Consider the following 22,881-nt stretch of genomic DNA (forward strand, 5'->3'; position numbering starts at 1 on the left):
AGCCATACGAATATATGCCAGTTTCCCCGGCCCGCCCTAGATCGTGGTCGCCCCTCCCAGAATCACCGTGTACTGCGAGGACAACACCCCGCCGTTGCCATGCGCCAGCGCGACCTCGGCGCCCTCGACCTGGCGCCGGCCGCATTGGCCGCGCAATTGCCGGATCGACTCGATCAACAGGAAGATTCCGTACATGCCGGGGTGGCAGTACGACAGGCCGCCGCCGTTGGTATTGACCGGCAGGGGCCCGCCCGGCGCGATGCGGCCATTGCCGACGAAGGCGCCGCCCTCGCCCTTGGTGCAAAAGCCCAGGTCTTCCAGGAACAGGATCGTGTTGATAGTGAACGCGTCGTACAAGCCCACCACATCGATGTCGGACGAAGTCAGGCCGGCCTGGGCGTACGCCAGCGAGCCCGAGACCCGTGCGCCGGTATTGACCAGGTCGGGCATGTTTGAGATGGTCTGGTGCGTGGTGCAGTGGCCCGCGCCCAGCAGGTAGACCGGCGGCTTCTGCAGCCCCCGGGCACGGGCCGGCGAGGCCAGGACGACCGCGCCGCCGCCGTCGGACACCAGGCAGCAATCGCGGATCGTCAGCGGGTAGCTGACCATGCGCGCGGACAGCACTTCCTCGACCGTGAGCGGGTTCTTTTCCCAGGCTGCGGGGTTCATCAGCGCCCATTGGCGGGCCGCCACGGCCACTTCGGCCAGTTGTTCGCGGGTCGTGCCGAACTCGTGCATGTGGCGCGCGGCCGCCAGGGCGTAGGCGGTTGGCGGCAAGAACGGCTTGAATGGCGATTCGTACGGGTTCCATTCCGCGCGGCTGGTGTTCTTGCGGCCCAGCGAACGTTGCGTGCTGCCATAGGCCACGACGGCGACTTCGCACACGCCGGCCGCGATCGCGGCCTCGGCGCGCACCAGGTGCCCCATGAACGACGAGCCGCCGGTCGAGGTCGAATCGATGTGGGCCTCGGGCAGGTTCAGGTATTCGGCGAGCGCCAGGCCGGCCAGGCGGTTCTGGGACGTAGCGCAGAACAGGCCGTCCACATCGCCGATGGACAGCCCGCAATCATCCAGCGCGCGGTAGACACCCTGCGCCATCAGGTCCATGGCCGAGTATGCCTCGCCCACAGCGCCCAGGTCGGATTCGGCAGCGCCCACCAGCACGGCCCGGCCGGGTCGGAAATCGGTGGTCATTGTGCGGGCTCCAAAGGTGCGAAAACAGGAATCGGATCGTCCAGGCCTTCTTCGGAAGCCGCCTGGAACCGGACCCGCTGGCCGATGGCCACCTGCATCGGATCGTCGATGACGACGCGGCTCATCAGGCGGAAGCCCTCGTCCAGATCGATCAGGGCCACGTTATAAGGATCGCCCTTGCGCGGGTAGACCACGGACGTGCTGTACACGGTACCCAGGCCGGCGCTGATGCGCCATTCCAGGCAGTCCTGGCCCGAGTACGGGCAGCGCACGCGCGGGAAGAACACCGCGCGCCCGGCCGCCGGGCTGAACTGATAGGCCAGTTCCCCGGCCCTGAGATGCTGTACATAGCGCGCGTAGGGCGCGCCATTGCCGGGTTGTGCATCCGTCTGCATCACTGGCCCCTTTCGTACATCAGGTTGAGGGTCTCGGCGATCATGACCGGGCGTTCCTGGCCCTCGCGGTACATGATGTTGCCGTAGGTCAGGCGCACGCCGCCATCCATGCGCTCGAACGCCACCAGGCTGCGCTCCAGGCGGATGCGCGAGCCCACTTGCACCGGCGAGGTGAAGCGGACCTTGTTCGAACCGTAATTGATGCCGCGGCCACGTTCGCGTACCTGCACGACCTCGCCGCCCATGCCGGACATCAGCGAGAATGTCAGCATCCCGTGGGCGATGGTCTTGCCGTCGGGAAGTTCGCGCCGGGCGCGCTCGACATCGATGTGGATCCAGTTCCGGTCGCCCGAGACACGGGCGAAGTCATCGATCATTTGCTGGGTGATTTCTATCCAGTCGGTCTGGCCCAGGACTTCGCCCACATGGGCTTCCAGATCGTAGGGGGTATCGAGGATCAGCATAGGCTTGCCTTGGAAGAGAAGAGCGTGCCCCGCGGGAAGGACATGCCGGCTCGGTTTCAAATAAGGGACGCCAGGCGCCCGGAGACCAGCGCATGCGCCTGGTCGACGATACGGCGCACCAGATCGCCACAAGTGGGAATATCGTCGATCAGGCCCTGGATCATGCCCACGGTCCAGATACCGCCCTCGACATCGCCGCTTTCATAAACGCCGCGGCCTTTGGCGCCGGCCACCAGCGGGCCGATCTGATCGATGCCCGCGCCCGCTTTTTCCAGGCTGACGACCTGCCCCGACAAGTCGTTGCGCCAGACGCGGCTGGTGTTGCGCAGGCTGCGCAGGATCAGGCGCGTGTCGGTTTCACTGGAACGCGTGATGGCCTCTTTGATGGCCGTGTGCACCGGCGATTCCTGCGTGCACATGAAGCGCGTACCCATGTTGATGCCGTCGGCGCCCAGGGCCAGCGCGGCCACCAGGCCGCGGGCGTCGCCGAACCCGCCGGAGGCGATCACGGGGATCGTCACTTGCGCGACGGTGGCCGGGATCAGGATCAGGCCGGGAATGTCGTTCTCGCCCACGTGGCCGGCGCACTCGAAGCCATCGATGGACACGATATCCACGCCGATATCCTGCGCCTTGCGAGCATGGCGCGGCGTGGTGCATTTATGTATCACCCGCACGCCGGCCGCTTTCAGGGCCGGCATGTGCTCGTGCGGGTTGTTGCCGGCCGTCTCCACGATCTTGACGCCCGACTCGATGATGGCGTCGCGGTACTCGTTGTAAGGCACGGGCTTGAGCGTGGGCAGGAAAGTCAGGTTCACGCCGAAAGGCCGGTCTGTCATGTCCTGCACCCGGACGATTTCGCGCCGCAGGTCTTCCGGGCTGGGCTGGGTCAGCGCCGTCAGGATGCCCAGGGCTCCTGCGTTCGAGACAGCCGCGACCAGTTCGGCGCGGGCGACCCACTGCATGCCCCCTTGCACGATGGGGTGCTCGATGCCGAGCATGCGGGTAACTGCGGTTTGCAACTTATTCTCCTTGCGTTGCGGGTTGGCGGTACACCGAGCAGTCCGCCGCCAGCGTCAGCGGGGCACCGGTCACCGCCTGCAGGGCCTGCAGCGTCCAGCCCTCGGCCAGGCGCCTGACGACCAGCACCGTCTCGGTCACGTCGATCACGGCCAGGTCGGTATAAATGCGGTCGACACAGCCCGGCGCGGTCAATGGGTAGGTGCACTGCTCCAGGATGCGCGGCTGGCCTTCCTTGGTGCAGTGCTCCATCAGCACCCATACTTTTTCGGCGCCGGCAGCCAGGTCCATGGCGCCGCCCACGCCGGGAATCTGGTTCGGTGCGTCCACGGTCCAGTTGGCCAGGTCGCCGTTGGCCGCCACCTGGAAAGCGCCCAGGCAGGCGATCTGGATGTGGCCGCCGCGGATCATCAGGAACGATTCGCTGTGGCTGAACACCGACGCGCCCGGCAGCAGCGTCACCGGGAATTTGCCGGCATTGATGACGTCGTAGTCCTCTTCGCCCGGCGCCGGGGCCGGCCCCAGGCCCAGCAGGCCCTGCTCGCTGTGCAGCATGAGCTCGCGGCCGGCCGGCACGTAATCGGCGATCAGGGTAGGCAGGCCGATGCCGAGGTTCACGCATGCACCGTCCGGAATGTCGTGGGCGGCGACGCGTGCGATGTCCTGGCGACTAAGCTTTGCGCTCATTGCGCACCTCCACTAGACGATCCACAAAAACGCCCGGGGTGACGATGTGTTCCGGGTCCAGCGATCCCAGTGGCACGATTTCGCGCACCTGCGCGACGACCAACCTGGCCGCGCCGGCCATCACCGGGTTGTTGATGCGCGCACCGCGGTGATAGACCAGGTTTCCCCACCGGTCGCCGCGCAGGCCCTTGAGCAATGCCACGTCGCCCTTGATGGGAGCCTCCAGGACATAAGTCTGGCCGTCGATGACGCGGGTTTCCTTGCCCTCGGCCAGGCGCGTGCCGGCAGCGGTGCGGGTGAAAAAACCGCCAATGCCCGCCGCGCCGGCGCGGATGCGCTCGGCCAGCGTGCCCTGCGGCACCAGCTCGAGCTCGATCTTGCCCGCGGCATACAGTTCGTCGAAGATCGTGCGGCCCTTCAGGCCGCGCGGAAACGAACACATCACTTTGCGGATGCGGCCGGCGCTCATCAGCTCGCTGACGATATCGTCGCCCACGGTGGCGTTGTTGGCGACGATGGTCAGCCCCCTGGCGCCCAGGTCCAGCAGCGCCTCCATCAGGTCCGCCGGACGGCCCGAAGAACCGAAGCCGCCGACCAGGATGACCGCGTCATCCTTGATGCCGGCCACCGCCTCGGCCAATGAACTTACACGCTTGTCAATCACGGCCTGCTCCCGGGTCAGTCAAGGTCATGGCCTTTCATGTCGACATTGCGCCTGGCCCGCCGGGCCAGGTCGCGCATCACGGGCCCGATTTGCGTGACATCGTCGATCGGATCGGCGGCCGGGCCACGGCGCCACCCCTCCATCGCTGCCAAGTGGCCGCCGCCCAGCTCGAAAAGGCGGCCGGTAACGTCCTGGCTGTCGGCGCTGGCCAGCCATATGACGGCCGGGGCGATCCAGCGCGGATGGCGCGAGGCGATTTCCTCGGCGGAACGCTCGCGTATACCTTCAGTCATGCGGGTCTGGGCATGCGGGTTGATCGCATTGACCGTGACACCGTAGCGCTTGAGTTCGCGGGCCGCAATGATGGTCATGGCAGCGATGCCGGCCTTGGCCGCGCCATAGTTGATCTGGCCGATATTGCCGTACAGGCCCGACGACGAAGACGTGTTGATGATGCGGGCGTTGACCGGCTCGCCGGTCAGCTTGTACTGGTCGCGCCAGTAGGCGGCCGCGTGATGGCTGGGCGCGAACGCGCCTTTCAGGTGCACGTTGATGACCGCGTCCCATTCCTGCTCGGTCATGTTGCACAGGGTGCGGTCGCGCAGGATGCCAGCGTTGTTGATCAGGCCATGCAGGGCCCCGAAGTGCCCGAGCGCCGCATCGACCATGCGCCTGGCGCCCGTGAAATCGGCCACATTTTCATGGTTGGCGATGGCCTGGCCGCCTTCGGCGGTGATCTCGCGCGCCACCGCTTCGGCGGTGCTTTCATTGGTGTCTTCACCCGAGCGCGACACGCTCAGGTCGTTGACGACGACGCGGGCGCCCTGGCGCGCCAGCTGCAACGCGTATTCGCGGCCGATGCCGCGGCCGGCGCCGGTCACGATGACGACACGGCCTTCACATAGTTTGGACATGAGACTCCTTCAGATATGCATTGGCATCAGTCCGCATCCCGGCCGGCAGCGGCTGCGAGCGAACGTTGGAATACAGGAGGACGCTTTTCCACGAAAGCGCGCACGGCTTCCTTGTGGTCGGGGCTGTCGACGCACTGGACGTGGCGCGCGCATTCGCGGTCGAGCAAGTCGGCCAGGCCCAGCGCCAGGCCGTCGTTCAGGTTGGCCTTGGTATGGCCGATGGCCGGTTGCGGGCCGCAAGCCAGCGCACGGGCGATGCCGGCGACTTCGGATTCCAGCTGCTCGGGGCTGAACACCTCATTCAGCAGGCCCAGCCCGGCCGCCTGGGCCGCCGACAGCATCGGCGAGCGCAGGTACAGCTCGCGCGCCTTGGCCGGACCGACGATGCGCGGCAGGAAGTAATGGCCGCCGAAGTCGCCCGGCAGGCCCACATTGGCAAAGCCGGTGCGCAATTTCGCGGAAGAGTCGCCGTAGCGCAGGTCGCACGCCAGCGCCAGTGACAGGCCTGCCCCCACCGCCGCGCCGCGGATCATCGCGATGGTGGGCTTGGGCATGCCGTGCAGGCATTCGACGATACGGGTACGACGACGCAGGGCAGCGGTCCGTTCGGCCGGCGTAGCCGGCGGGGCCGCATGGGCTTCGGATTGCCGGTTCATGCGTGCCACGTCGCCACCGGCGCAAAAACTGGAGCCGGCGCCCGTCAGTACGACCGCGCCGATGGTGTCGTCGCTTTCGGCCAAGACCAGGGCCTCGAACAGGGCTTCATACAAAGCGGGGCTGAGTGCGTTGCGGCGGTCGGGGCGATTGAGCGTCAGCCACAGCACACCGGCCTGCGCCTGGGTGATCAGTTCCTGTTCGTGCGCCATGGCCTTCCAAGTGCGAGTTGCGAGGGCTTGTATGTTGCAGGCTTTTGGCCGCCCGACGGGCCCCGGCCGGCCCACAAGGCACGAAAACAAGTCCATATTATGACCTCTTGATTTGATCGCCCATAAGATAGGGGCACAATTCACCGGCAAACGAGTCCACTATGCAGACTACGGATACGCGCAAGAAGCCGGCCCACCGGCAAGGAGACTTCATGACCGACGCCCGCCCCACGAATGCCAAGACGGCCCCCGGCACGCAATCCCTGCAGCGCGCCGTCGCGCTGCTGCGCATCATTGCCGTCAACAACCGTGCCGGCAGCCGCCTGGTCGAGTTGTATCGCCGCACCGGACTGGAACGCCCCACGGTCCACCGGCTGTTGCAGGGCATGGTCGCCGAGAAACTGATCCGCCAGGATTCCGTCACCAAGCGCTATTACCTGGGCAGCCTGACTTACGAGCTGGGGCTTGCCGCCGCACCCAAAGTCGCAATGCGCGATATTTGCCTGCCTTATCTGGACGCGGTCGCGGAACACACCGGCGACACGGTGTTCCTGACCGTGCGTTCGGGTTTCGACGGGATCTGCGTGGGACGAGCCGACGGCTCTTTCCCGATCAAGATGTTCGTGCATGACGTGGGCCGGCACCGTCCGCTGAACGTCGGCGCCAGCGGCCTGGCCCTGATGAGCGCGCTGCCCGACGAGGAAATCGACCGCATCTGCCGCATCAATGTCGAACGCACCCGTCGCAAGAACCCCCGTTTCACCGAGGCCGCGCTGCGTGCCAGCATCGAGAGCACGCGTCGCCGCGGTTATGCCACCAACAAAGTGATGGATGAACCGCCGGTGCATTCCGTGGGCATGGTGATCCGGTCGCCGGACGGCACGCCCGCGGCCGGCGTCAGTGTTTCGACGCTGGCGTCGCGCCTGGGCCAGGACCGCCTTGAAATGGTAGTGCGCTGCCTGAGCGACGCGGTGATGGCAATCGAGGCCGACCTGCGCAACTACGTCGATCGAGACCGCGTGCCCTACGCCATGCCCAGCTTGGCGCTGGTCTGATACGCCTGCGGCAAACGCATGGCGTCCACGATGCGGACCGCATCACCGCGGACTTGACGCATACCTCTGCGCGGAAAAACCGCCATTTCCAAGAATTCCATAACGTGGACTCGTATCTGCGCGGGGCGCGGACGAGCTGATCGGGACGCCGATGGGCGCGCTTAGACTGCGGACAGCCTGAACCGGACGACCGCCCGGCGAAAAAAATCCAACGATGTCCACACTGTTTGAGGAGACACGCCCATGCTGAAACTTGCCCCCTTTGGAACCCGACTCGTTCGCCGTATCGCAGCGGCCCTGATGGCCGCGGGCCTTGCCCTGCCGGCCATGGCCGAGTACCCCGCCGACCGCCCGGTCCAGTTCGTTTCACCCTACGCCGCCGGTGGCGCCAATGATTTCCTGACGCGCCTCATGGCCCGCTATATGGGCGAGGAAATGAAGGCCAATATCGTGGTCGACAACAAGAGCGGCGCCAACGGCATGATAGGCGCCGCCTCGGTGGCCAAGGCCAAGCCGGACGGCTATACCTTGCTGATGGGCAACAGCGCCACGCACGGCACCAACCCGACGCTGTACAAGAAGCAGCCCTACGATGCCAGCAAAGATTTCACGCCGGTGGCCATGGTGGCTTCGGTGCCGATCGTGATGGTGGTCAATGCCGGCCTGGGCATCGACAACGTTGAAGAACTGCTGCAGTACGGCAAGAAACACCGGCTGTCGTTCGGCAGCAGCGGCGTGGGCGGCACCGGCCACCTGACCGGCGAGGCGTTCAAGGCCGCCACCGGCCTGGATATGGTCCATGTCCCGTACAAGGGCGACAGCCCCGCGGTAACCGACGCCATGGGCGGCCAGGTCGACCTGGCTTTCGTGGGCACGGCTTCGGCCACCGCCCAGCAATCGTCGGGCAGGATCAAGATCCTGGCCGTGGCCCATCCGAACCGATCGCGTGCGCTGCCGGACGTGCCCACCATGGCCGAAGCCGGCTTTCCCGGGCTGGAATTTTCGCAGTGGTATGCCCTGTTCGCTCCGGCCGGCACGCCCGAAGCCGTGGTCGAGCAACTGAACGCGGCGAACAAGGCTGCCCTGGCGAACCCGGAAGTGCAGAAGAGCCTGGACGCCCAATCGGCCGAGGGCACCTACCGCACACAGGAACAGCTGAAGGCCTTCTATCAGTCCGAGATCAAGCGCTTTGGCGACCTGATCCGGAAGTTGAACCTCTCGATCGAGTGATCGTCCATGAACGCTGAACCACTGATACCTACGCAAGAACCGCAATCCGTTTACGCGAAGCTGGGTTTCGAGGTCCCCGCCGGTGCATGCGATACGCATGCCCACGTATTTGGCCCCCCCGACCGCTATCGGCTGGATCCCTTGCGCACCTTCGATCCGCCGCGCGCCGGCATCGACGAGTATCGCGGCATGCTGCAGGCGCTGGGGCTGCAACGCGCTGTCATCGTCCATTCGGCGGCGTACGGAACCGACATCTCGGCAACCCGCGATGCGCTGGCGGCCGCCAATGGCGCCTGGCGCGGCATTGCGCTGGTCAGCCCCGACGTGGCGCCGCAGGCGCTTGCCGATATGCACGCCGCCGGGTTTCGCGGCGCGCGCTTCAATCTTATCTACGGCACGCAAACCAATCTGGACGGCATCGAGCAAGTGGCGCGCCGCATTGCGGATTGGGGCTGGCATATTCAATTGATCGTCGACGCCCGGCGGCTGTGTGAATTGCTGCCTTTCCTGGCCAGGCTTCCCGTGCCCGTGGTTTTTGACCACATGGGCCGCATGCCCACCTCGGCGGGCATCCAGGACCCGGGCTTCCGGGCATTGCTCGGCCTGCTTGAACAGCGGCGCTGCTGGGTCAAGCTGTCGGGCGCCAACCGGATGGGCGACCCTGCGCCCCCCTACCCCAGCGTGACCCCTTTCGCACAAGCCCTGGTGGCGGCCGCCGCCGATCAATTGGTGTGGGGCAGCGACTGGCCGCACGTGCGCGAACCCGGTGTGATCCCCAATGACGGCGATCTTTTGAATCTATTGCATGAATGGGTTCCGGACAAGACCCTGCGCGATGCCATCCTGGTAGACAACCCGGCCCGCTTGTACGGGTTCGGCGATTGAATAATCAACGGAGACAAGAAGATGTTGAAAGCACTGGTATTGAGCGCCGCAGCCGTACTGTCGCTGCAAATGGCGAACCCGCCGACCGCCCTGGCCGCCTACCCTGAACGTCCGATCACCCTGGTGGTGCCGTTCTCGGCGGGGGCCAGCACGGATACGCTGGCGCGCCTGATGGGCCAGGCTGTTTCCGAGACCTTGGGCCAGAACATCATCGTAGAGAACAGGCCAGGAGCCGGGGGCATTATTGCGGCCGACTATTTGCGCCGGCAGCAACCCGACGGCTACACATTCATGCTGACGACGGACGGGATCATGTCCGTCAACCCGTCGATTCACAAGAAGTTGGCCTACCAGCCACTGAAGGACTTCACGCCATTGACTATTGCGGCAGTGGCGCCGGTGGTATTGATCGTGCGTAGCGACTCGCCATTCAAGAGCGTGCAGGACATTATCGAATTCGCCAAGGACAACCCGGCGGGCACGCTGACCTTCGGCTCTTCCGGCATCGGCACGTCGCAGCATATTGCCGGCGAACTGTTCAATCAGCTGGCCCACGTGGAACTCAAGCACATACCCTACAAGGGCGGCGCGCCGGCCATGACCGATTTGCTGGGCGGACACCTGTCGATGATGTTCGGACAAATACCGTCGGCCAAAGAAGCCGCGCAACAAGGCAAGGTACGCATCCTTGCCATCGGCAGCCCCACGCGCAGCCCGATGCTGCCCGATGTGCCCACCCTCGCCGAGCTCGGCTTGGCAGGCTACGACTCAGATACCTGGTACGGATTTTCCCTGCCGGGCGGCACACCGGAAGAGGTTCAGATGAAGTTGTACAAGGCGCTGGCCGGCTCGCTGCAATCGCACCGCGAACAGCTCGAACAGCTGGGCTATGTGGTGCTGGGCAGCACACCCGCGGACATGGCCTCGACCATCGAGTCCAATACCGTCAAATGGCAGGGCGTCCTGCAGCAAGCCGGGATCTACCATATGCAATAAGGCCTTGGTCTAGCCTGCCATCGTCGACCCGTATTCTCGCAGCGTATCGATGATGGCGCTGTTGCTGGTCACGACCGAGGTCTTGAACGCGTCTTGAAGCGCCTCACGCGCCTCGAGGGCACGGAAGTTCGTGCACGAGACGAATAAGCCATCGAAGTCGTGGCCCTGCAGCTTCTGCCTGGCAAACGAAACGATGTCTTCTGGCGTCGGGTCGGCCAATGCCGCGTTGTCGGTGATTCCCATGCCGAACGCGCAGACGACTTCGCGGCCCGCGCCGGCAGCCTTTGCCACGGACGCCGTGAGGTCTTCGTTATAGGGCGTGAGCACGGCCAGCCTTTTCGCGCCCTGCCGCTGCAGCGCTCGTGCCACAGAGGAAATGACCCCGATCCCTTCGCAGCCGGCCTTTGCGCCCAGTTCGCGGCATATCTTCGCGTCGTAGTCCAGACCGAACAAGGATCCCGCCGAGGTGCAGCCGAACACCAGGACGTCGGGGTGGGCCGTTCCGAGATCCGCGGCGGCTTGCGGCGCGAAGCGCTCGATCATTTCGATCTCTTTCTCTCGCGTCGTCTCCACCAAGTACATGCGGTCGGTATGGACGGTGAACTTTGTCTTGGGCAATGCCCCGTGCAGGTCATTTTCCATGACACGGTTCGAAGACGGCACCAGCAAAGCCACCCGAACCCGGGGATCAGATCTATGGACACTCATGGTTTCTCCTTCGTTTCGTTCGGAATACCCCACCCACCGCCTCCGGCGGTAACCATCTCGAGCCGGGCGCCCCTGGTCAACTTGTGAGGCCCGCTCTTGGCCTCGAGCTCTTGCACCCCGTTGGGCCCATGGAGACGGAAAACGGCCAGCGCGCCTTGCCTGCCGCCCGCCACGCCGGCGGCAGGCGTGCGCGTGCGTTCGCCCAGCACCGAGGCCTGCACGTCATCGCCCAGTATCTCGACGGTCTTGCGCACGCCGTTGCCGCCGTCATTCAATCCTTTGCCACCGCTGCCGCGCACGATCTCGTAATTGATGAAACGCAGCGGCAACTGCGCCTCCATGCTTTCTATAGGCAGATTCATGGTGTTGCCCATATGCGTGCGCAAGCCGCTGGTGCCGCATTGCGTGGCGGTAGCGCCCATGCCTCCGCCGATCGTTTCATAGTGGACGAACCGACGCTCACGCGCGGCATCGTAGCCACCCATGGTGTAGACGCATGCAGAACCATAGCTGCCCGCGCTGACCCGTTCGGGGTAGGCCTGGGCCAGTGCGCCCAGCAAGATATCCGCAATACGATTGGCGGTCTCGGTATTGGCCGCCACGACCGGCGCCGGGTAGGTTGCGTTGACAATGCTGCCCTCGGGCGCTATTACATCGATACCCGCGTACACACCGGAATTGGGCGCGATGCCTCCACCCAGAAAGCTCAGCACGGTGTAGTACACGGCCGACGCCGTCACCGGCAGGGGCGCGTTGATCGGCCCCGCAACGCAGCCAGACGAACCCGTGAAATCGAAGGCCATCGTCGAGCCCTGCTTGCGAATCGTGACCTTGACCCAAGGCGCGGCGCCTGGCGTGATGCCGTCGCCGTCCAGTTGCTCTGCATGGCTGACCACGGCATCGGGCAAGCCAGCCAGCGCAGCCTCGACCAGGCGCCGGCTGTAGCGCTGCGTATCGGCCATGATCTCGATCACGGCCGCCGCGCTGTAACGCTCGCAAAGCTGCTGGACGCGTTCCGTCGCACGTGCATGTCCTGCCAGTGCCGCCTGGAAATCGCCCTTGCGGTCAGACGGAACGCGCACGTTGGCAAGAATCAGCCTCAGCACATCTTCGCGTATCTCGCCTCGGTCCAGTATCTTGATGGGCGGCACGCGCAGGCCTTCCTTGATGATCTCGTCGCAGACACTGGAGCTGCCGGCGGCGATTCCCCCTACGTCCGGCCAATGGATGCGGCTCAGCACGAAACCCACATGCAGCTCCTGGGAGAACACCGGCGTAAGCAAGGACATGTCCGGCAGGTGGGTACCGCCTTCATAGGGGTCATTGAGCAAGACGCCGTCGCCTTCCCGCCATGTTTGCGCCGGGTAGCGTGCCAGCGCAGCCAGGCCGGTGAAACGCGCCGCCCCCAGGTGCACGGGGATATCCACGCCCTGTGCAATGACGTTGCATTGCGCGTCGAGCAATGCGCAAGACAAGTCTGCCGACAGGCTGAGCAAGGGCGAGAACGAAGTGCGCATGATGACGCTCTTCATTTCGCCGCAGATGGCGTACAGCGCGCTCTTGACGACTTCGAACGTGACGGGGTCGCGTTCGAGTATGGAGCCGTCGCATTTGGTGAGTTCCATGGCCTCAAGCCTCCGTAAGACGAAACACGACGCCGCCGTCGGCGCCAACCGAAGCCGTCTGGCCAGCGGGAACCCATACCGTCGAACCCGCATGGTCGATGATCAAGGGCCCCTGCAGCGATGCGCCCGGGCAATCGGCGCTGCGATAGACCGGGATCATGCGCTCGCGCCCCTCCACGTCCAGGTAGCGGCGCGACTGGTAGGCCTGCGCCGGGCCGGCCAGCAGGCCTTGCCCGTGGAACGCGCTTGCGGCGTCGGCCTTGATCAGGCGTTCCGCTACCAGGTGGATATTGACCATCTCGACGCTGGAGTCGACGAGATCGAACCCGAATTCGCCCTGGTAAGCCTGGCGAAAACGGGCCTCGATATCGGCCAGCCCGGGCAAGGGTTCGCCATAGGCGCCCAGCGGGACCCTCAGTTCGGACAATTGGCCCGCGAAACGCAGATCGGCGTAGCGGGTCAGCGAGGTGGATCCGACACCGCCGCTTTCCCGCTCCAGCAACCGGGCGGCCTTTTCAGCCAGCGCATGAAACGCCGTCGACATCTCGTCGATTGACAGGCCTGCCAATGACCGCAGCAGCGTACTGGACAGATCGTGCCGGATTTCGCCCAGCATCGCGCCAAGCGCGGAAAAGATCCCCGGATAAGGCGGCACGATCACTTCCTTGACGCCGACCTCGGCACCCACGTCGGCAGCATGCAGCGGGCCGGCGCCTCCGGATGCCACGATAGAGAACTCGCGCGGATCGAGCCCGCGGCGCACCGTTGCCAAACGCACCATTTCGGTCATATTGGCGACGGCGATAGCGATAATGGCATGCGCGGCGCGTGCCACCGACCAGCCCATGGGGTCGGCAATGTGCGTCTTGACGGCCGCCACGGCCAGGTCACGGGAAAACGTCACGCCGGTGCCATCGAATGTCTCGGCATTCAGGGTGCCGATCACGGCATGGGCATCGGTAACCGTGGGGTGCTGCCCTCCTCGGCTGTAGCAGGCCGGGCCCGGATCGGCCCCCGCGCTTTCGGGCCCGACCTTGGGCACGCCCCCGTTGTCTATCCAGGCAATGCTGCCGCCCCCCGCGCCCACCTCGATGATATCCAGCACTGCGCTGCGTATCGGATAACCCCCGACTTCCTTGCCATTGACCAGATGATCGGCATGAAACTCGTCGGTGATCTTGGGCTGGTAGTCCTGGACCACACCGGCCTTGGCCGTGGTGCCGCCCATATCGAAGGCGATGACATTGCCGCGTTCCGTGGCCCGGGCATAGGCGGTCGTGGCGATCATGCCTGCGGCCGGTCCGGATTCGATCAGATGCACCGGATAGCGCTGCGCATTGTCGGGCGAAGTCAGCCCGCCGTTGGATTTGACGATCATCAGATCCTTGATGCCCATGGACGCCGCCGCCTGCGCCAGCCGGCGAATATAGTGCCCGACCGCCGGGCCGATGTAGGCATTGACCACCGTGGTACTGGTACGTTCGTATTCGCGAAACTCCGGGCATACGTCGTGCGAGGCGGTAACGAAGGCGTCGGGCAGCGCTTGCTGCACAGCCTGCGCAATGGCTTGTTCGTGGGCACTGTTCGCATAGGCGTGCAGGCAAGAGATCGCCACCGCATCGGCCCCCGATTCCCGTATCGCGCCGACCAGCTTTGCCAGGTCGGCCAATGGCTTGACCGGCTCGCCCTGGGCATCCATGCGCTCGGCCGCCCCCAACCGGCGCGACGGCGGGACCAGGGGCTGGGATACAGCGGTCGCCAGATCGTAAAGCGTGGGGCGATTCTGGCGCCGCAGCTCGAGCACGTCGGTGAAACCCTCGGTAGTCACCAGGGCGACGTTGGCGCCCTTGCGCTGGATCAGCGTGTTGGTCCCGACGGTCGTGCCGTGGCATACGGTGGCGCCGGCGATATCGAAGGTTTCGGCAATACGCCTCAAGGCGCTGACTACCGCCTCTGCCGGATCCGATGGCGTAGAAGGCAGCTTGAACGCGGCCAGGATGCGGCCGGCATCCGGGTCGAGCGCAATGGCATCCGTAAAGGTGCCGCCTACATCTATGCCGATCACGAGTGCTTGTTTTGCCATTGCTATCGTCCTCAGTGGGGGCGAATTTCGGATAGCGCCCAGAGAAAGCGGTCCATGTGCTTCTTGAGATTCACGTCGACCCGCAGATACCTGTCGCCAAGGCCGATGATATCGTTGCCGTCCTTGACGATGACGCCGCGCTTGAGCAATTCGTTGAACACATGGGTTGCGCCGAGCTCGGGATCCAGTATCCGCGTCAGGAAGAAGTTCGAGCGCGAACCGGGCACCATGCTGAACCGGTCGCTCTTGGCCAGTTCCGAAGCCACATAGGCGCGGTTCTCGACGATGGTCTGCACCGCACGGGCCACGTGCGCGTCGTCATTGATGCCGGCCACTCCGCCAGCGATCTGCACCTGGCCCATGTTCCAGGTGGGCTTGATGCGGCGCAGCGGATCGATAAGGCCCACATTGTTGGCAATACCAAAGCCGATGCGCAAGCCAGCCAACCCGAATGCCTTCGAGAAAGTACGCAGCACGATCAGGTTCGGGTATTCGCGCAGCAAGTGCATTCCCCCCTCGGTTTCGCTGTAGTGGATATAGGCCTCATCCAGCACGACCAGCGTCGCGTCGTCGGCCGCCTCGCAAACACGGCGGATGTCGTCGATTTCCATCAGGCGGCCGCAAGGGTTATGCGGACTGGTCAGGAATGCGATACGCGGGCGCTGCGCCAGCAAGGCCAGGTACTCGTCCATGCAGAACTCGAAATCGGGCCCCATCGGTGCATAAAGCGGGCGCCGGCCCTCGCAATGAGCGTAAATGCGATACAGCGGAAAGCAGGGCTTGTGCATCAGCACGGTATCGTCCGGCCCGGCAAACGCCCGGATCACCATGGAAATGACTTCTGTCTCGCCAGACCCGCAGACTACGCCGTCCGGGTCGAATCCATATTTTTCGGCGATGGCGGTTCGCAAAGCCCGTGCTGTCCAGTCCGGATAAATGGCCAGGCGCGACTCGGCTTCCTTGACGGCCGCCAGGGCCTTCGGCGATGCGCCGTGAGGATTCTCGGCAGAACCCAGCTTGGCAACATCGGCCGGGGCGATGCCAAAACGTTCGGCGACATACTCCGCCGGCAAACCGGGCACATAGAGCTCACCGTCGATCAAGGCTTGATTGCTAGGGATGACCATCTCACACTCCTCCAATAAAACTAGTTCAATTACGGAGATTAAAGAGTACAATTCAGACGGTCAACTAGTATTAATGAACATTGAGGTTCATAATTTTCCAAAAGACCCGGTGAAATCGTCGTTTCACATGAAAATCACAGAGTAATTATCAGGATATCCCAGCCAGATTAATGATTAGCCTAGTATTTATACCTATTTATGCAGGTTTCGTAATATGATTTTATGGACCCCCGACATCAGCAACCGAGCACAGGGGGTTCCCATGAACAGATATCTACGTAGATGGATGGCGGCGGCATGTCTCGCGACGGCGGCAATGCCAGCCGCGCAAGCTGCCCAGGTCGTCCTGAAGTTCGCCCACGAAGCACCCGAAACCGCGATCAAGGGACAAACTGCCAACAAGTTTGCCGAATTGGTCGACCAGTACACTTCCGGGGCGGTAAAGATCCAGGTCTACCCAGGGGGGCAACTGGTTCCGACCATGGACGAGATCCGCGCCGTGGCACGCGGGCAGATCGATATCGCGGCACCGTACACCAGCTACTTTTCGGGCATCGACCGGTCGTGGGACGTGCTTTACCAGCCGCTGCTCTTCAAGAGCCCCGAGCATGCGATAAACATTTTCGCGGGCCCGATCGGCAAGCATTTGCTGGCCTCGCTGTCCACACGCGGCATTACCGGCCTGGGTATCTGGCACGACGGCCCCGTGTACTTGTTCGCCAAGGGCGAGCCGATTCGCGAGCCGGGCAAGCTGCAAGGCCGCAAAGTGCGCATGGCGCCATCGCGGCCGCTCGAGGCCCTGCTCGAGGCCGCCCGCGCCACGTCGGTGTCGATTCCCGCAACGGAAGTCTACCTGGCGCTGCAGCAAGGGGTCGCCGATTCGGTGCTGACCACGCCCACGTACGCCGGGCCGGCCAAATGGAACGAAGTACTGACCTCGGGCAGCAAGATGATGTTCGGCGTGGGCGGCTACGGCTTCGTCGTGAACAGCAAGAGCCTGTCCAGGTTGAGCCCCGAGCAGAAAGCCGGATTCCTGCGCGCGGCCGATGAGGCCAGCGCCTGGAATCGGGAACAAGCGCTCAGCAATATTGCGCATTGGGAAAAGTACCTGGCCGACAACGGTTTGCAATGGTTCACGCCGGACGCCCAGGAACTGGGCCGATGGCAGCAGGTTGCCGATGCGGCAGAAGCCGCGCAAAGCGACGACGCCAAGGCCCTGATCGACCAGATTCGCCAACAACGCTGAAGCGGCGACAGGAGCGAGTCATGGCTAGCTTACTTGGCAGGGCACTCACCGTGGTGGAGTGGATCGAGGATCTCAGCGGCGGGGTGCTTCTTTTCATCGCTGCCACGCTGGTGTTCGTGCAGATCGTGCTGCGCATACTGGGGCTGAGTTTCAGCGGGCTATACGAAATAGCGGCCTTCTGCGCCGTGTGGAGCGTGTTCCTGACCGCGGGCGTTGGCATCCAGCGCAATGTCCATGTCCGCGTGGATGTCCTGTTGATGGTGTGTCCGCCACCCATCGCCTACGTACTGCGGCTGTTGAGCGCCCTGCTGATGGTCGGGATGTCGGGAATGCTTTGCTATTCGGGCTACCTGCTGATAGCCGAGAGCCTGACTTTCGGCGACCGCACCCTGGGAATGATCAGCATCCCCATGTGGATTCCGCAAATCATCATGCCGCTTGGCGGCGTGTTGATGCTGGTGCACTCGATTGTGCACTTGCTCGACGTCTTCCACGCCGGGCCGCGGGCCCCGGGCGCGCCGGCAACGCCGGAACTGTCGGCCAACACCGGCAACATCTGAGCCAGGAGCAAGAACTCATGCTATCCACCTTTGGTGTCCTGGGTTTCGGCCTGCTGATCGGCGCGCCTGTGGCCTTCACGCTGGCGCTGTCCGGCCTGGCCTACATGACCGCGGCTGGCGAGTACCCCAGCACCTTCGCGTCGTACCTTTTTGGCGCGCTGAACTCCACGACGCTACTGTCGATCCCGTTCTTCATTCTCTCGGCAGAGATCTTGAACCGCAGCGGGGCCACCGCCAAGCTGGTTCATATGGTCGATGCCTGGATCGGCCATAACCGGGGCGGCCTGCCGGTGGTGGCAGTGCTTGCCACCATCTTTTTCTCGATGATCTGCGGTTCGTCGACCGCCACCGCTGCCGCAGTAGGCTCGGTCATGATTCCCGAGATGCTGGCCCGAGGGTACAAGCGGCCCTTCTCGGTCGGGCTGATCGCCACCGCGGGCGGCCTGGGTATCGTGCTGCCGCCCTCCATACCGCTGATCATCTACGGGATGATTACCGAAACGTCGATCAGCGGCTTGTTCAAGGCGGCTTTGCTGCCAGGCATCGCACTGTCGGCAATGCTGGTGCTGTTTGCGTTCATCGCGGGCGTGCGCTCTGGCGTGATGCCATCCCCCAAGCAATCCCGGGCCGTGCGCCTGCAGCGCACGCGCGAAGCCGGCGGCGTACTGCTTTTGCCCATCATCATCCTGGGCGGCATCTATTCGGGTTACTTCACCCCGACGGAAGCCTCTGCCGTCGCGTGCATCTATGCCTTGCTGATCGCCTTGCTGGTATACCGCACGCCTTGGAAAAAGGTACCTGCGATGCTGACGCTGTCGGCATCCACGGCAGGCATGATCATGCTGATCATCGCGGCGGCCAGCCTGTTCAGCTATGCACTGACAGCGGAACAGCTGCCGCAGCGGATTTTCGAGTTCATCTCGGCGCTGGATTTGAGCGGCTGGCAACTGACGACCGCGCTGATGCTGTTCTTCCTGCTGCTGGGCATGTTCCTGGAGGTGATCTCGGTCATCCTGATCACCATGCCCATCCTGATTCCGCTGCTGAACGCCTCGCATATCGACCTGACGCACTTCGCAATCCTGTTGATCCTGAATATGGAGCTCGCGGTCATCACTCCTCCGATCGGGCTGAATCTGTTCGTCATCAGTGCCATCAGCAAGGTCCCGGTCATGGAGGTATTTAGGGGTACACTTCCGTTCATCGGCGCGGTCCTCATAGTATTACTTGGCCTGATGTATATCCCAGGGGGGTCGTGGCTGACCATAGGCTGGTAGGAGGCTCGCATGCCAATAACAGGCAAGCAAAGAAAGCATGCCGAAGCGGAACCCTCCGCACCCATGTCGGTTGTGCCGCTCATGGCGGGCTGGACGCCCACGCTTGAAACCGAAGGCAGTACGAAGTACGCCGCCGTCGTCGCCGCCATCGAGCGCGGCGTGGCCGACGGCGTGCTGCTTCCCGGAATGCGGCTTCCCCCTCAACGAGACATCGCGAACTATCTGAATGTCACGATCGCCACGGTCACCAAGGCGATCAGCATTGCCATGCGCCGCGGGCTGGTGACGGCGCGCGCAGGCAGCGGAACGTTCATCACCGCCAGGCCGGCCGATGCCCCGCGGGACGGCACATCGGCGGTGCTTGATCTCTCGCTGAATGCCCCGCCCGTGGATATCACCGCGGCGCTGCTTCAAGAGAACCTGAAAGACGTTGCCAATATCATGGACGCGGCTAGCGGGTTCGACTATCAACCGATTCCGGGCAGCCTGCTTCATCGAGAAGCGGGGGCCCAATGGTTCGCCAGGCGCGGCTACGAGGTCGACACCGACCGGATCCTGATTACCCAGGGTGCCCATGAAGGGCTGATTGTGTCGTTGCTTGCGCTCACGCAGCCCGGCGACACGGTCCTGTGCGAACGGCTCAACTACACGGGCCTGCGCCGGATTGGAGAGCTGTTGCGCATCAAACTGGTGGGTGTCGAGGTCGATAGCGAAGGCATGGACGTCGACGCGCTTCCCGGCCTGATCGAACACCATCAAGCCAAGGCCATCGTCTGCACGCCTGCCACGCACAATCCGACATCCGTGACGATGTCTCCCCGCCGGCGCGCCGCGCTGGTAAGCACCGCGCGCGCCGCGGGAACGCCGATCGTCGAAGATGATATTTACGGATTGTTCCTTGGCAACGAAGCTCCGCCGCTCGCCACCCTGTGGCCGGATGGCGTCGTCGTGGTGACCAGCCTGTCGAAGACCGTCGCGCCGGGCTTGCGCCTGGGCTATGTGGCCGCGCCGGCGTCCCTGATGCCGCGCATGCGCGATGCCATGCTGATGCTTGCCTGGACTGAACCCGTCTTGCAGGCTGCGGTGGCAACGCGGCTTATCGTATCGGGCCGCGCAGACCAATGCGTTGCGCTGCACCGCAATGAAGCGCAACGCCGCGTCGCGCTGGCAAAGCGTATTCTGGGGCCTGCCATGCAGACGCTGGATAGCGCTGCGACGTACCACATCTGGGTGTCGACAGGCGATACCCGATCCGACGAAATGGCCGCGGAACTCTACCGGGAAGGGGTACAGGTATCGCCTGCGTCCCATTTCCTGGTTGGCGAGGCGCCCATCCCGCACGCCATGCGGCTGAGCCTGGGGCGAGCTGCCACAAAGCAGGTGCTCGACGAAGCCCTGAAGCGGGTAGCCGGAAAGCTTTCGCTGGGTCGTTCACGCGGGTTGGGGTCGATTGTTTAGCGCCCTGGGGCCCTGAGAAATCAAGGCCCTTTTAGCCGAGCGTCTTGCGCATGAAGTCAGGTCGTTTGTCTGTGAACCAGCTTGAAGCCAAGATCAATGCGCTTGCGTTCTGGCGCCTTTCCGTCTAGCTGAGAACGCAACAGCGTTCCTGCCTCCCAGCCCATCCGGTAGCGCGGCACTTGGATACTGGTCAGCGAGGGCACGGTCTGAGAGGCGAGCTCCTGGTCGTCGAAGCCCATGATAGCCACTCGGCCTGGCACACTGATGTTTTCCCGTTGACAATAAAACAGAGCGCCCAGCGCCCAACCGTCTCCGGTAAAAAACACGGCATCGATTTTGGGTTCGCGGCACAACAGCTCTTTGAGAGCCTCTGCGCCGCGCTCATACCCGAGTGACGTTTCCAATTCCAATTCGGGGCGTGGCGTGATGCCAGCTGCTCGCAACGCTTCACGAAAGCCCAGCCAGCGATCGTCGGCGCGGCTGTTGTCTTTCCTGGACTGCGAGACGAATCCAATAGTGCGGTAGCCCCGCTGCAGAAGATGCTCGGTGGCGACCCGGCCCGCGGCTCGGTTTGAATACCCGACAGCAATGTTGATGGGGCGTGCGACCAGTGAGCCCAGCTCGACGATGGGAACGTTCGAACGGACCAGCAGCTCCCGCATTTCATGAGAATGACGGCCGCCATGGATGACCAGCGCGGCGGGCTTATACCCCAACAGCGCACGCGCGACTTGGTCATGCCGGGTACCGGACCCGCGAACGCCGGAGACGATGAGTTCCAGCCCCTCGCCCAACCCTTCGGCCAAGCCTTGCATCTCGACAGCGAACGCCGGATTGCGCAGATCGGGCAACAACACCGCGACCAGGCGGGTCCGGCCACTGGCAAGCTGTACGGCGAAAGCACTGCCGACGTAGCCCAGTTCTGTGATGGCATCCTGTATCCGGTCCCGGGTGGGCTGTGCCACCAGGGATGGCTCACGCAAGGCACGCGACACCGTCATCAAAGAAACACCGGCGCGCTGCGCCACGTGCTCCATTCGAACTGAGCCGCGGGGTGGGTCGGAAGTCGTATCGCCTTTATCCATAGATTGGCAGATTCTATCTCATCCTTTTGGCCGCCCATCGATACGCGGCCTGCCCGGTTCCCAAGGCGTGACGCAAGCAGCTTCGCAAGCCGGCACGAGCGGTGCGCGAGATGTTGACGCATAAAATGTCATGCGCTAACATCGATTTCAATGTCATACGCTAACATTGCCGTTCAAGGAGCTCCAATTGTCAAAGGGTTCTCATATCCGCAGCGTCGAAGGCATACCCTTGCGCCTGCCGTTTGCCCGGTCCTTCACCATGGCCGCTCCGCACCAGGCCGTGCGCAACGAAGTCGAGCTGTTCGTCGTCTGTATCACCACGGAAGACGGAGTGACCGGCATTGGCGAAACCCAGGCCTGGCGCCGGCAAGGCAGTGGAGAAACGCTGGCCGGGCTTCATGCCAAGCTCCGCGATCACGCGGCGCCCCTGCTTTTGGGAAAGCCGTGCTCTGAAATCAGCAGCTTGATGCATGCGCTGGACAAGCAGCTTGCCGGGGGCCTGTATTTGCAAGCCGCGGTCGGCGACGCCTTGTACGACGTCAAGGCCAGAACCCTGAACCGGCCGCTCTATGACCTGCTTGGAGGTATGTGCCGAAACCGTATCGACGTGGGGATCGCACTGGGCATCACCGGGGACAGCCCGGCCATGCTCGACGCCGCACAACGCGCTGTCGAGCAAGGGTATCGACACCTGCGCGTCAAAATCGGCCTGGATCCCATACAGGATTTCGAAGACCTGGCGGCGCTGCGCAAGCATTTCGACAACCGCATCACCTTGCGCGCCGACGCCAATGGCGCCATGTCATATGGCGATGCCCTGCGCCTGCTCGCCAAGCTGGAAGCCCTGGACCTGGATATTGTCGAGCAGCCGTTGGCAGCGTGGGACCTGGACGGAATGGCCGCTTTGGCGCGCGCGGTCCGCATTCCTATTTCAGCGGACGAATCGCTGACCGACAGCCACGCGCTGCTGGAAATAGCGCGGCGCGGCGCCGCGCGGATAGTACAGACCAAATCGGCAAAGAATGGCGGCATTCACGCCATCCGCGGGCTCTGGGACATGGCCGCGGCGCTCGGCATAGGCATCTTTCCCGGCAATCATCCGTCGACCAGCCTGAATGTGGCGGCAGTGGCGCATCTCGCGGCCGCCTGGCCAGGCTCTCTACTTGTGGGGGATTTCCAAACCGGCCTGGTTGACATGATCGCCGAAGACATCGTGCAGGAGTCGGTGCGCATCGAGCAAGGCCAGGTCATCGTCCCGGACGGGCCCGGTCTTGGCATCTGCCTGGACACCGACAAGGTGAACCGCTACCGATTGGACAAGCAATAAGAAGCAGGTTGTACC

The 22,881-nt window shown here is 63.8% G+C and carries 22 protein-coding genes; 9 read left to right on the plus strand and 13 right to left on the minus strand.

Annotated elements, in window-relative coordinates:
* Positions 1 to 36 precede the first annotated feature (36 nt).
* From KW845_RS16675 to KW845_RS16710, 8 genes are read right to left on the minus strand one after another with little or no spacing between them, the layout of a single operon-like run.
* Positions 37 to 1,194, minus strand: coding sequence for a thiolase (locus tag KW845_RS16675; protein ID WP_218370457.1), 1,158 nt, complete (start codon positions 1,192 to 1,194; stop codon positions 37 to 39).
* Complete coding sequence (locus tag KW845_RS16680) at positions 1,191 to 1,589, minus strand: Zn-ribbon domain-containing OB-fold protein (RefSeq protein WP_218370458.1); 399 nt, start codon at positions 1,587 to 1,589, stop codon at positions 1,191 to 1,193. The genes KW845_RS16675 and KW845_RS16680 overlap by 4 nt, the downstream gene beginning before the upstream one ends.
* Positions 1,589 to 2,053: a MaoC family dehydratase gene (locus KW845_RS16685; RefSeq protein ID WP_218370459.1), complete on the minus strand. Its 465-nt coding sequence runs from the start codon at positions 2,051 to 2,053 to the stop codon at positions 1,589 to 1,591. Before KW845_RS16685 ends, KW845_RS16680 begins: the two co-directional genes overlap by 1 nt.
* A 56-nt stretch (positions 2,054 to 2,109) precedes the next feature.
* Positions 2,110 to 3,075 (minus strand): nitronate monooxygenase family protein, encoded by a 966-nt coding sequence (locus KW845_RS16690; protein WP_218370460.1) that lies wholly within the window; start codon positions 3,073 to 3,075, stop codon positions 2,110 to 2,112.
* A gap of 1 nt (position 3,076) precedes the next feature.
* The gene (locus KW845_RS16695; protein WP_218370461.1) at positions 3,077 to 3,760 is read right to left on the minus strand and encodes a 3-oxoacid CoA-transferase subunit B; all 684 of its coding nucleotides are present in this window, start codon (positions 3,758 to 3,760) and stop codon (positions 3,077 to 3,079) included.
* On the minus strand, positions 3,744 to 4,424 hold the full coding sequence (locus tag KW845_RS16700) for a 3-oxoacid CoA-transferase subunit A (protein WP_218370462.1): 681 nt from the start codon (positions 4,422 to 4,424) through the stop codon (positions 3,744 to 3,746). The genes KW845_RS16695 and KW845_RS16700 overlap by 17 nt, the downstream gene beginning before the upstream one ends.
* Before the next feature lie 14 nt (positions 4,425 to 4,438).
* The gene (locus tag KW845_RS16705) at positions 4,439 to 5,338 is read right to left on the minus strand and encodes an SDR family oxidoreductase (RefSeq protein WP_218370463.1); all 900 of its coding nucleotides are present in this window, start codon (positions 5,336 to 5,338) and stop codon (positions 4,439 to 4,441) included.
* Between the two features lie 26 nt (positions 5,339 to 5,364).
* A complete protein-coding gene (locus tag KW845_RS16710; RefSeq protein WP_218370464.1) occupies positions 5,365 to 6,204 on the minus strand; it encodes an enoyl-CoA hydratase in 840 nt (279 codons plus the stop codon).
* 212 nt (positions 6,205 to 6,416) lie between these two features.
* Between KW845_RS16710 and KW845_RS16715 the strand changes: the two genes are divergently transcribed.
* From KW845_RS16715 to KW845_RS16730, 4 genes are all read left to right on the plus strand, one after another.
* Positions 6,417 to 7,259 (plus strand): IclR family transcriptional regulator, encoded by an 843-nt coding sequence (locus tag KW845_RS16715; RefSeq protein ID WP_218370465.1) that lies wholly within the window; start codon positions 6,417 to 6,419, stop codon positions 7,257 to 7,259.
* 243 nt (positions 7,260 to 7,502) lie between these two features.
* A complete protein-coding gene (locus KW845_RS16720) occupies positions 7,503 to 8,489 on the plus strand; it encodes a tripartite tricarboxylate transporter substrate binding protein (RefSeq protein WP_218370466.1) in 987 nt (328 codons plus the stop codon).
* Between the two features lie 6 nt (positions 8,490 to 8,495).
* Complete coding sequence (locus KW845_RS16725) at positions 8,496 to 9,374, plus strand: amidohydrolase family protein (RefSeq protein ID WP_218370467.1); 879 nt, start codon at positions 8,496 to 8,498, stop codon at positions 9,372 to 9,374.
* A 21-nt stretch (positions 9,375 to 9,395) separates the two neighbouring features.
* Positions 9,396 to 10,370 carry a tripartite tricarboxylate transporter substrate binding protein gene (locus KW845_RS16730; RefSeq protein ID WP_218370468.1) on the plus strand — a complete coding sequence of 325 codons (975 nt, stop codon included), beginning with the start codon at positions 9,396 to 9,398 and terminating at the stop codon, positions 10,368 to 10,370.
* 9 nt (positions 10,371 to 10,379) lie between these two features.
* Here KW845_RS16730 and KW845_RS16735 read toward each other — a convergent pair whose 3' ends face one another.
* The 4 genes from KW845_RS16735 to KW845_RS16750 form a co-directional block, all read right to left on the minus strand.
* A complete protein-coding gene (locus KW845_RS16735) occupies positions 10,380 to 11,012 on the minus strand; it encodes an aspartate/glutamate racemase family protein (protein WP_218370469.1) in 633 nt (210 codons plus the stop codon).
* Positions 11,013 to 11,074: 62 nt separating this feature from the next.
* A complete protein-coding gene (locus KW845_RS16740; RefSeq protein WP_218370470.1) occupies positions 11,075 to 12,703 on the minus strand; it encodes a hydantoinase B/oxoprolinase family protein in 1,629 nt (542 codons plus the stop codon).
* A 4-nt stretch (positions 12,704 to 12,707) separates the two neighbouring features.
* On the minus strand, positions 12,708 to 14,786 hold the full coding sequence (locus KW845_RS16745) for a hydantoinase/oxoprolinase family protein (RefSeq protein WP_218370471.1): 2,079 nt from the start codon (positions 14,784 to 14,786) through the stop codon (positions 12,708 to 12,710).
* Positions 14,787 to 14,797: 11 nt separating this feature from the next.
* On the minus strand, positions 14,798 to 15,913 hold the full coding sequence (locus KW845_RS16750; protein WP_218370472.1) for a histidinol-phosphate transaminase: 1,116 nt from the start codon (positions 15,911 to 15,913) through the stop codon (positions 14,798 to 14,800).
* Positions 15,914 to 16,229: 316 nt separating this feature from the next.
* Here KW845_RS16750 and KW845_RS16755 point away from each other — a divergent pair, with 316 nt between their 5' ends.
* Genes KW845_RS16755 through KW845_RS16770 form a run of 4 tightly spaced genes read left to right on the plus strand, consistent with a single transcriptional unit; the run spans position 16,230 to position 20,454 of the window.
* A complete protein-coding gene (locus KW845_RS16755) occupies positions 16,230 to 17,159 on the plus strand; it encodes a TRAP transporter substrate-binding protein (RefSeq protein WP_218370473.1) in 930 nt (309 codons plus the stop codon).
* Between the two features lie 20 nt (positions 17,160 to 17,179).
* Complete coding sequence (locus KW845_RS16760) at positions 17,180 to 17,719, plus strand: TRAP transporter small permease (protein WP_218370474.1); 540 nt, start codon at positions 17,180 to 17,182, stop codon at positions 17,717 to 17,719.
* 17 nt (positions 17,720 to 17,736) lie between these two features.
* Positions 17,737 to 18,996, plus strand: coding sequence for a TRAP transporter large permease (locus KW845_RS16765; protein ID WP_218370475.1), 1,260 nt, complete (start codon positions 17,737 to 17,739; stop codon positions 18,994 to 18,996).
* Between the two features lie 9 nt (positions 18,997 to 19,005).
* The gene (locus KW845_RS16770; RefSeq protein ID WP_218370476.1) at positions 19,006 to 20,454 is read left to right on the plus strand and encodes a PLP-dependent aminotransferase family protein; all 1,449 of its coding nucleotides are present in this window, start codon (positions 19,006 to 19,008) and stop codon (positions 20,452 to 20,454) included.
* A 56-nt stretch (positions 20,455 to 20,510) separates the two neighbouring features.
* Here the strand turns inward: KW845_RS16770 and KW845_RS16775 are convergent, their stop codons facing one another.
* Positions 20,511 to 21,491 (minus strand): LacI family DNA-binding transcriptional regulator, encoded by a 981-nt coding sequence (locus KW845_RS16775; RefSeq protein ID WP_218370477.1) that lies wholly within the window; start codon positions 21,489 to 21,491, stop codon positions 20,511 to 20,513.
* A gap of 235 nt (positions 21,492 to 21,726) precedes the next feature.
* Between KW845_RS16775 and KW845_RS16780 the strand changes: the two genes are divergently transcribed.
* Positions 21,727 to 22,866 carry a mandelate racemase/muconate lactonizing enzyme family protein gene (locus KW845_RS16780; RefSeq protein WP_218370478.1) on the plus strand — a complete coding sequence of 380 codons (1,140 nt, stop codon included), beginning with the start codon at positions 21,727 to 21,729 and terminating at the stop codon, positions 22,864 to 22,866.
* Positions 22,867 to 22,881 lie beyond the last annotated feature (15 nt).

The organism is Bordetella sp. BOR01 (assembly GCF_019218885.1).
Taxonomy (GTDB): domain Bacteria; phylum Pseudomonadota; class Gammaproteobacteria; order Burkholderiales; family Burkholderiaceae_B; genus Bordetella_A.

Coding starts and splice junctions, on each gene's coding strand:
- KW845_RS16675 (WP_218370457.1), bottom strand. CDS start 1,194: ATGACCACCGATTTCCGACCCGGCCGGGCCGTGCTGGTGGGCGCTGCC.
- KW845_RS16680 (WP_218370458.1), bottom strand. CDS start 1,589: ATGCAGACGGATGCACAACCCGGCAATGGCGCGCCCTACGCGCGCTAT.
- KW845_RS16685 (WP_218370459.1), bottom strand. CDS start 2,053: ATGCTGATCCTCGATACCCCCTACGATCTGGAAGCCCATGTGGGCGAA.
- KW845_RS16695 (WP_218370461.1), bottom strand. CDS start 3,760: ATGAGCGCAAAGCTTAGTCGCCAGGACATCGCACGCGTCGCCGCCCAC.
- KW845_RS16705 (WP_218370463.1), bottom strand. CDS start 5,338: ATGTCCAAACTATGTGAAGGCCGTGTCGTCATCGTGACCGGCGCCGGC.
- KW845_RS16710 (WP_218370464.1), bottom strand. CDS start 6,204: ATGGCGCACGAACAGGAACTGATCACCCAGGCGCAGGCCGGTGTGCTG.
- KW845_RS16715 (WP_218370465.1), top strand. CDS start 6,417: ATGACCGACGCCCGCCCCACGAATGCCAAGACGGCCCCCGGCACGCAA.
- KW845_RS16720 (WP_218370466.1), top strand. CDS start 7,503: ATGCTGAAACTTGCCCCCTTTGGAACCCGACTCGTTCGCCGTATCGCA.
- KW845_RS16725 (WP_218370467.1), top strand. CDS start 8,496: ATGAACGCTGAACCACTGATACCTACGCAAGAACCGCAATCCGTTTAC.
- KW845_RS16730 (WP_218370468.1), top strand. CDS start 9,396: ATGTTGAAAGCACTGGTATTGAGCGCCGCAGCCGTACTGTCGCTGCAA.
- KW845_RS16735 (WP_218370469.1), bottom strand. CDS start 11,012: ATGGAAAATGACCTGCACGGGGCATTGCCCAAGACAAAGTTCACCGTC.
- KW845_RS16740 (WP_218370470.1), bottom strand. CDS start 12,703: ATGGAACTCACCAAATGCGACGGCTCCATACTCGAACGCGACCCCGTC.
- KW845_RS16745 (WP_218370471.1), bottom strand. CDS start 14,786: ATGGCAAAACAAGCACTCGTGATCGGCATAGATGTAGGCGGCACCTTT.
- KW845_RS16750 (WP_218370472.1), bottom strand. CDS start 15,913: ATGGTCATCCCTAGCAATCAAGCCTTGATCGACGGTGAGCTCTATGTG.
- KW845_RS16755 (WP_218370473.1), top strand. CDS start 16,230: ATGCCAGCCGCGCAAGCTGCCCAGGTCGTCCTGAAGTTCGCCCACGAA.
- KW845_RS16760 (WP_218370474.1), top strand. CDS start 17,180: ATGGCTAGCTTACTTGGCAGGGCACTCACCGTGGTGGAGTGGATCGAG.
- KW845_RS16765 (WP_218370475.1), top strand. CDS start 17,737: ATGCTATCCACCTTTGGTGTCCTGGGTTTCGGCCTGCTGATCGGCGCG.
- KW845_RS16770 (WP_218370476.1), top strand. CDS start 19,006: ATGCCAATAACAGGCAAGCAAAGAAAGCATGCCGAAGCGGAACCCTCC.
- KW845_RS16775 (WP_218370477.1), bottom strand. CDS start 21,491: ATGGAGCACGTGGCGCAGCGCGCCGGTGTTTCTTTGATGACGGTGTCG.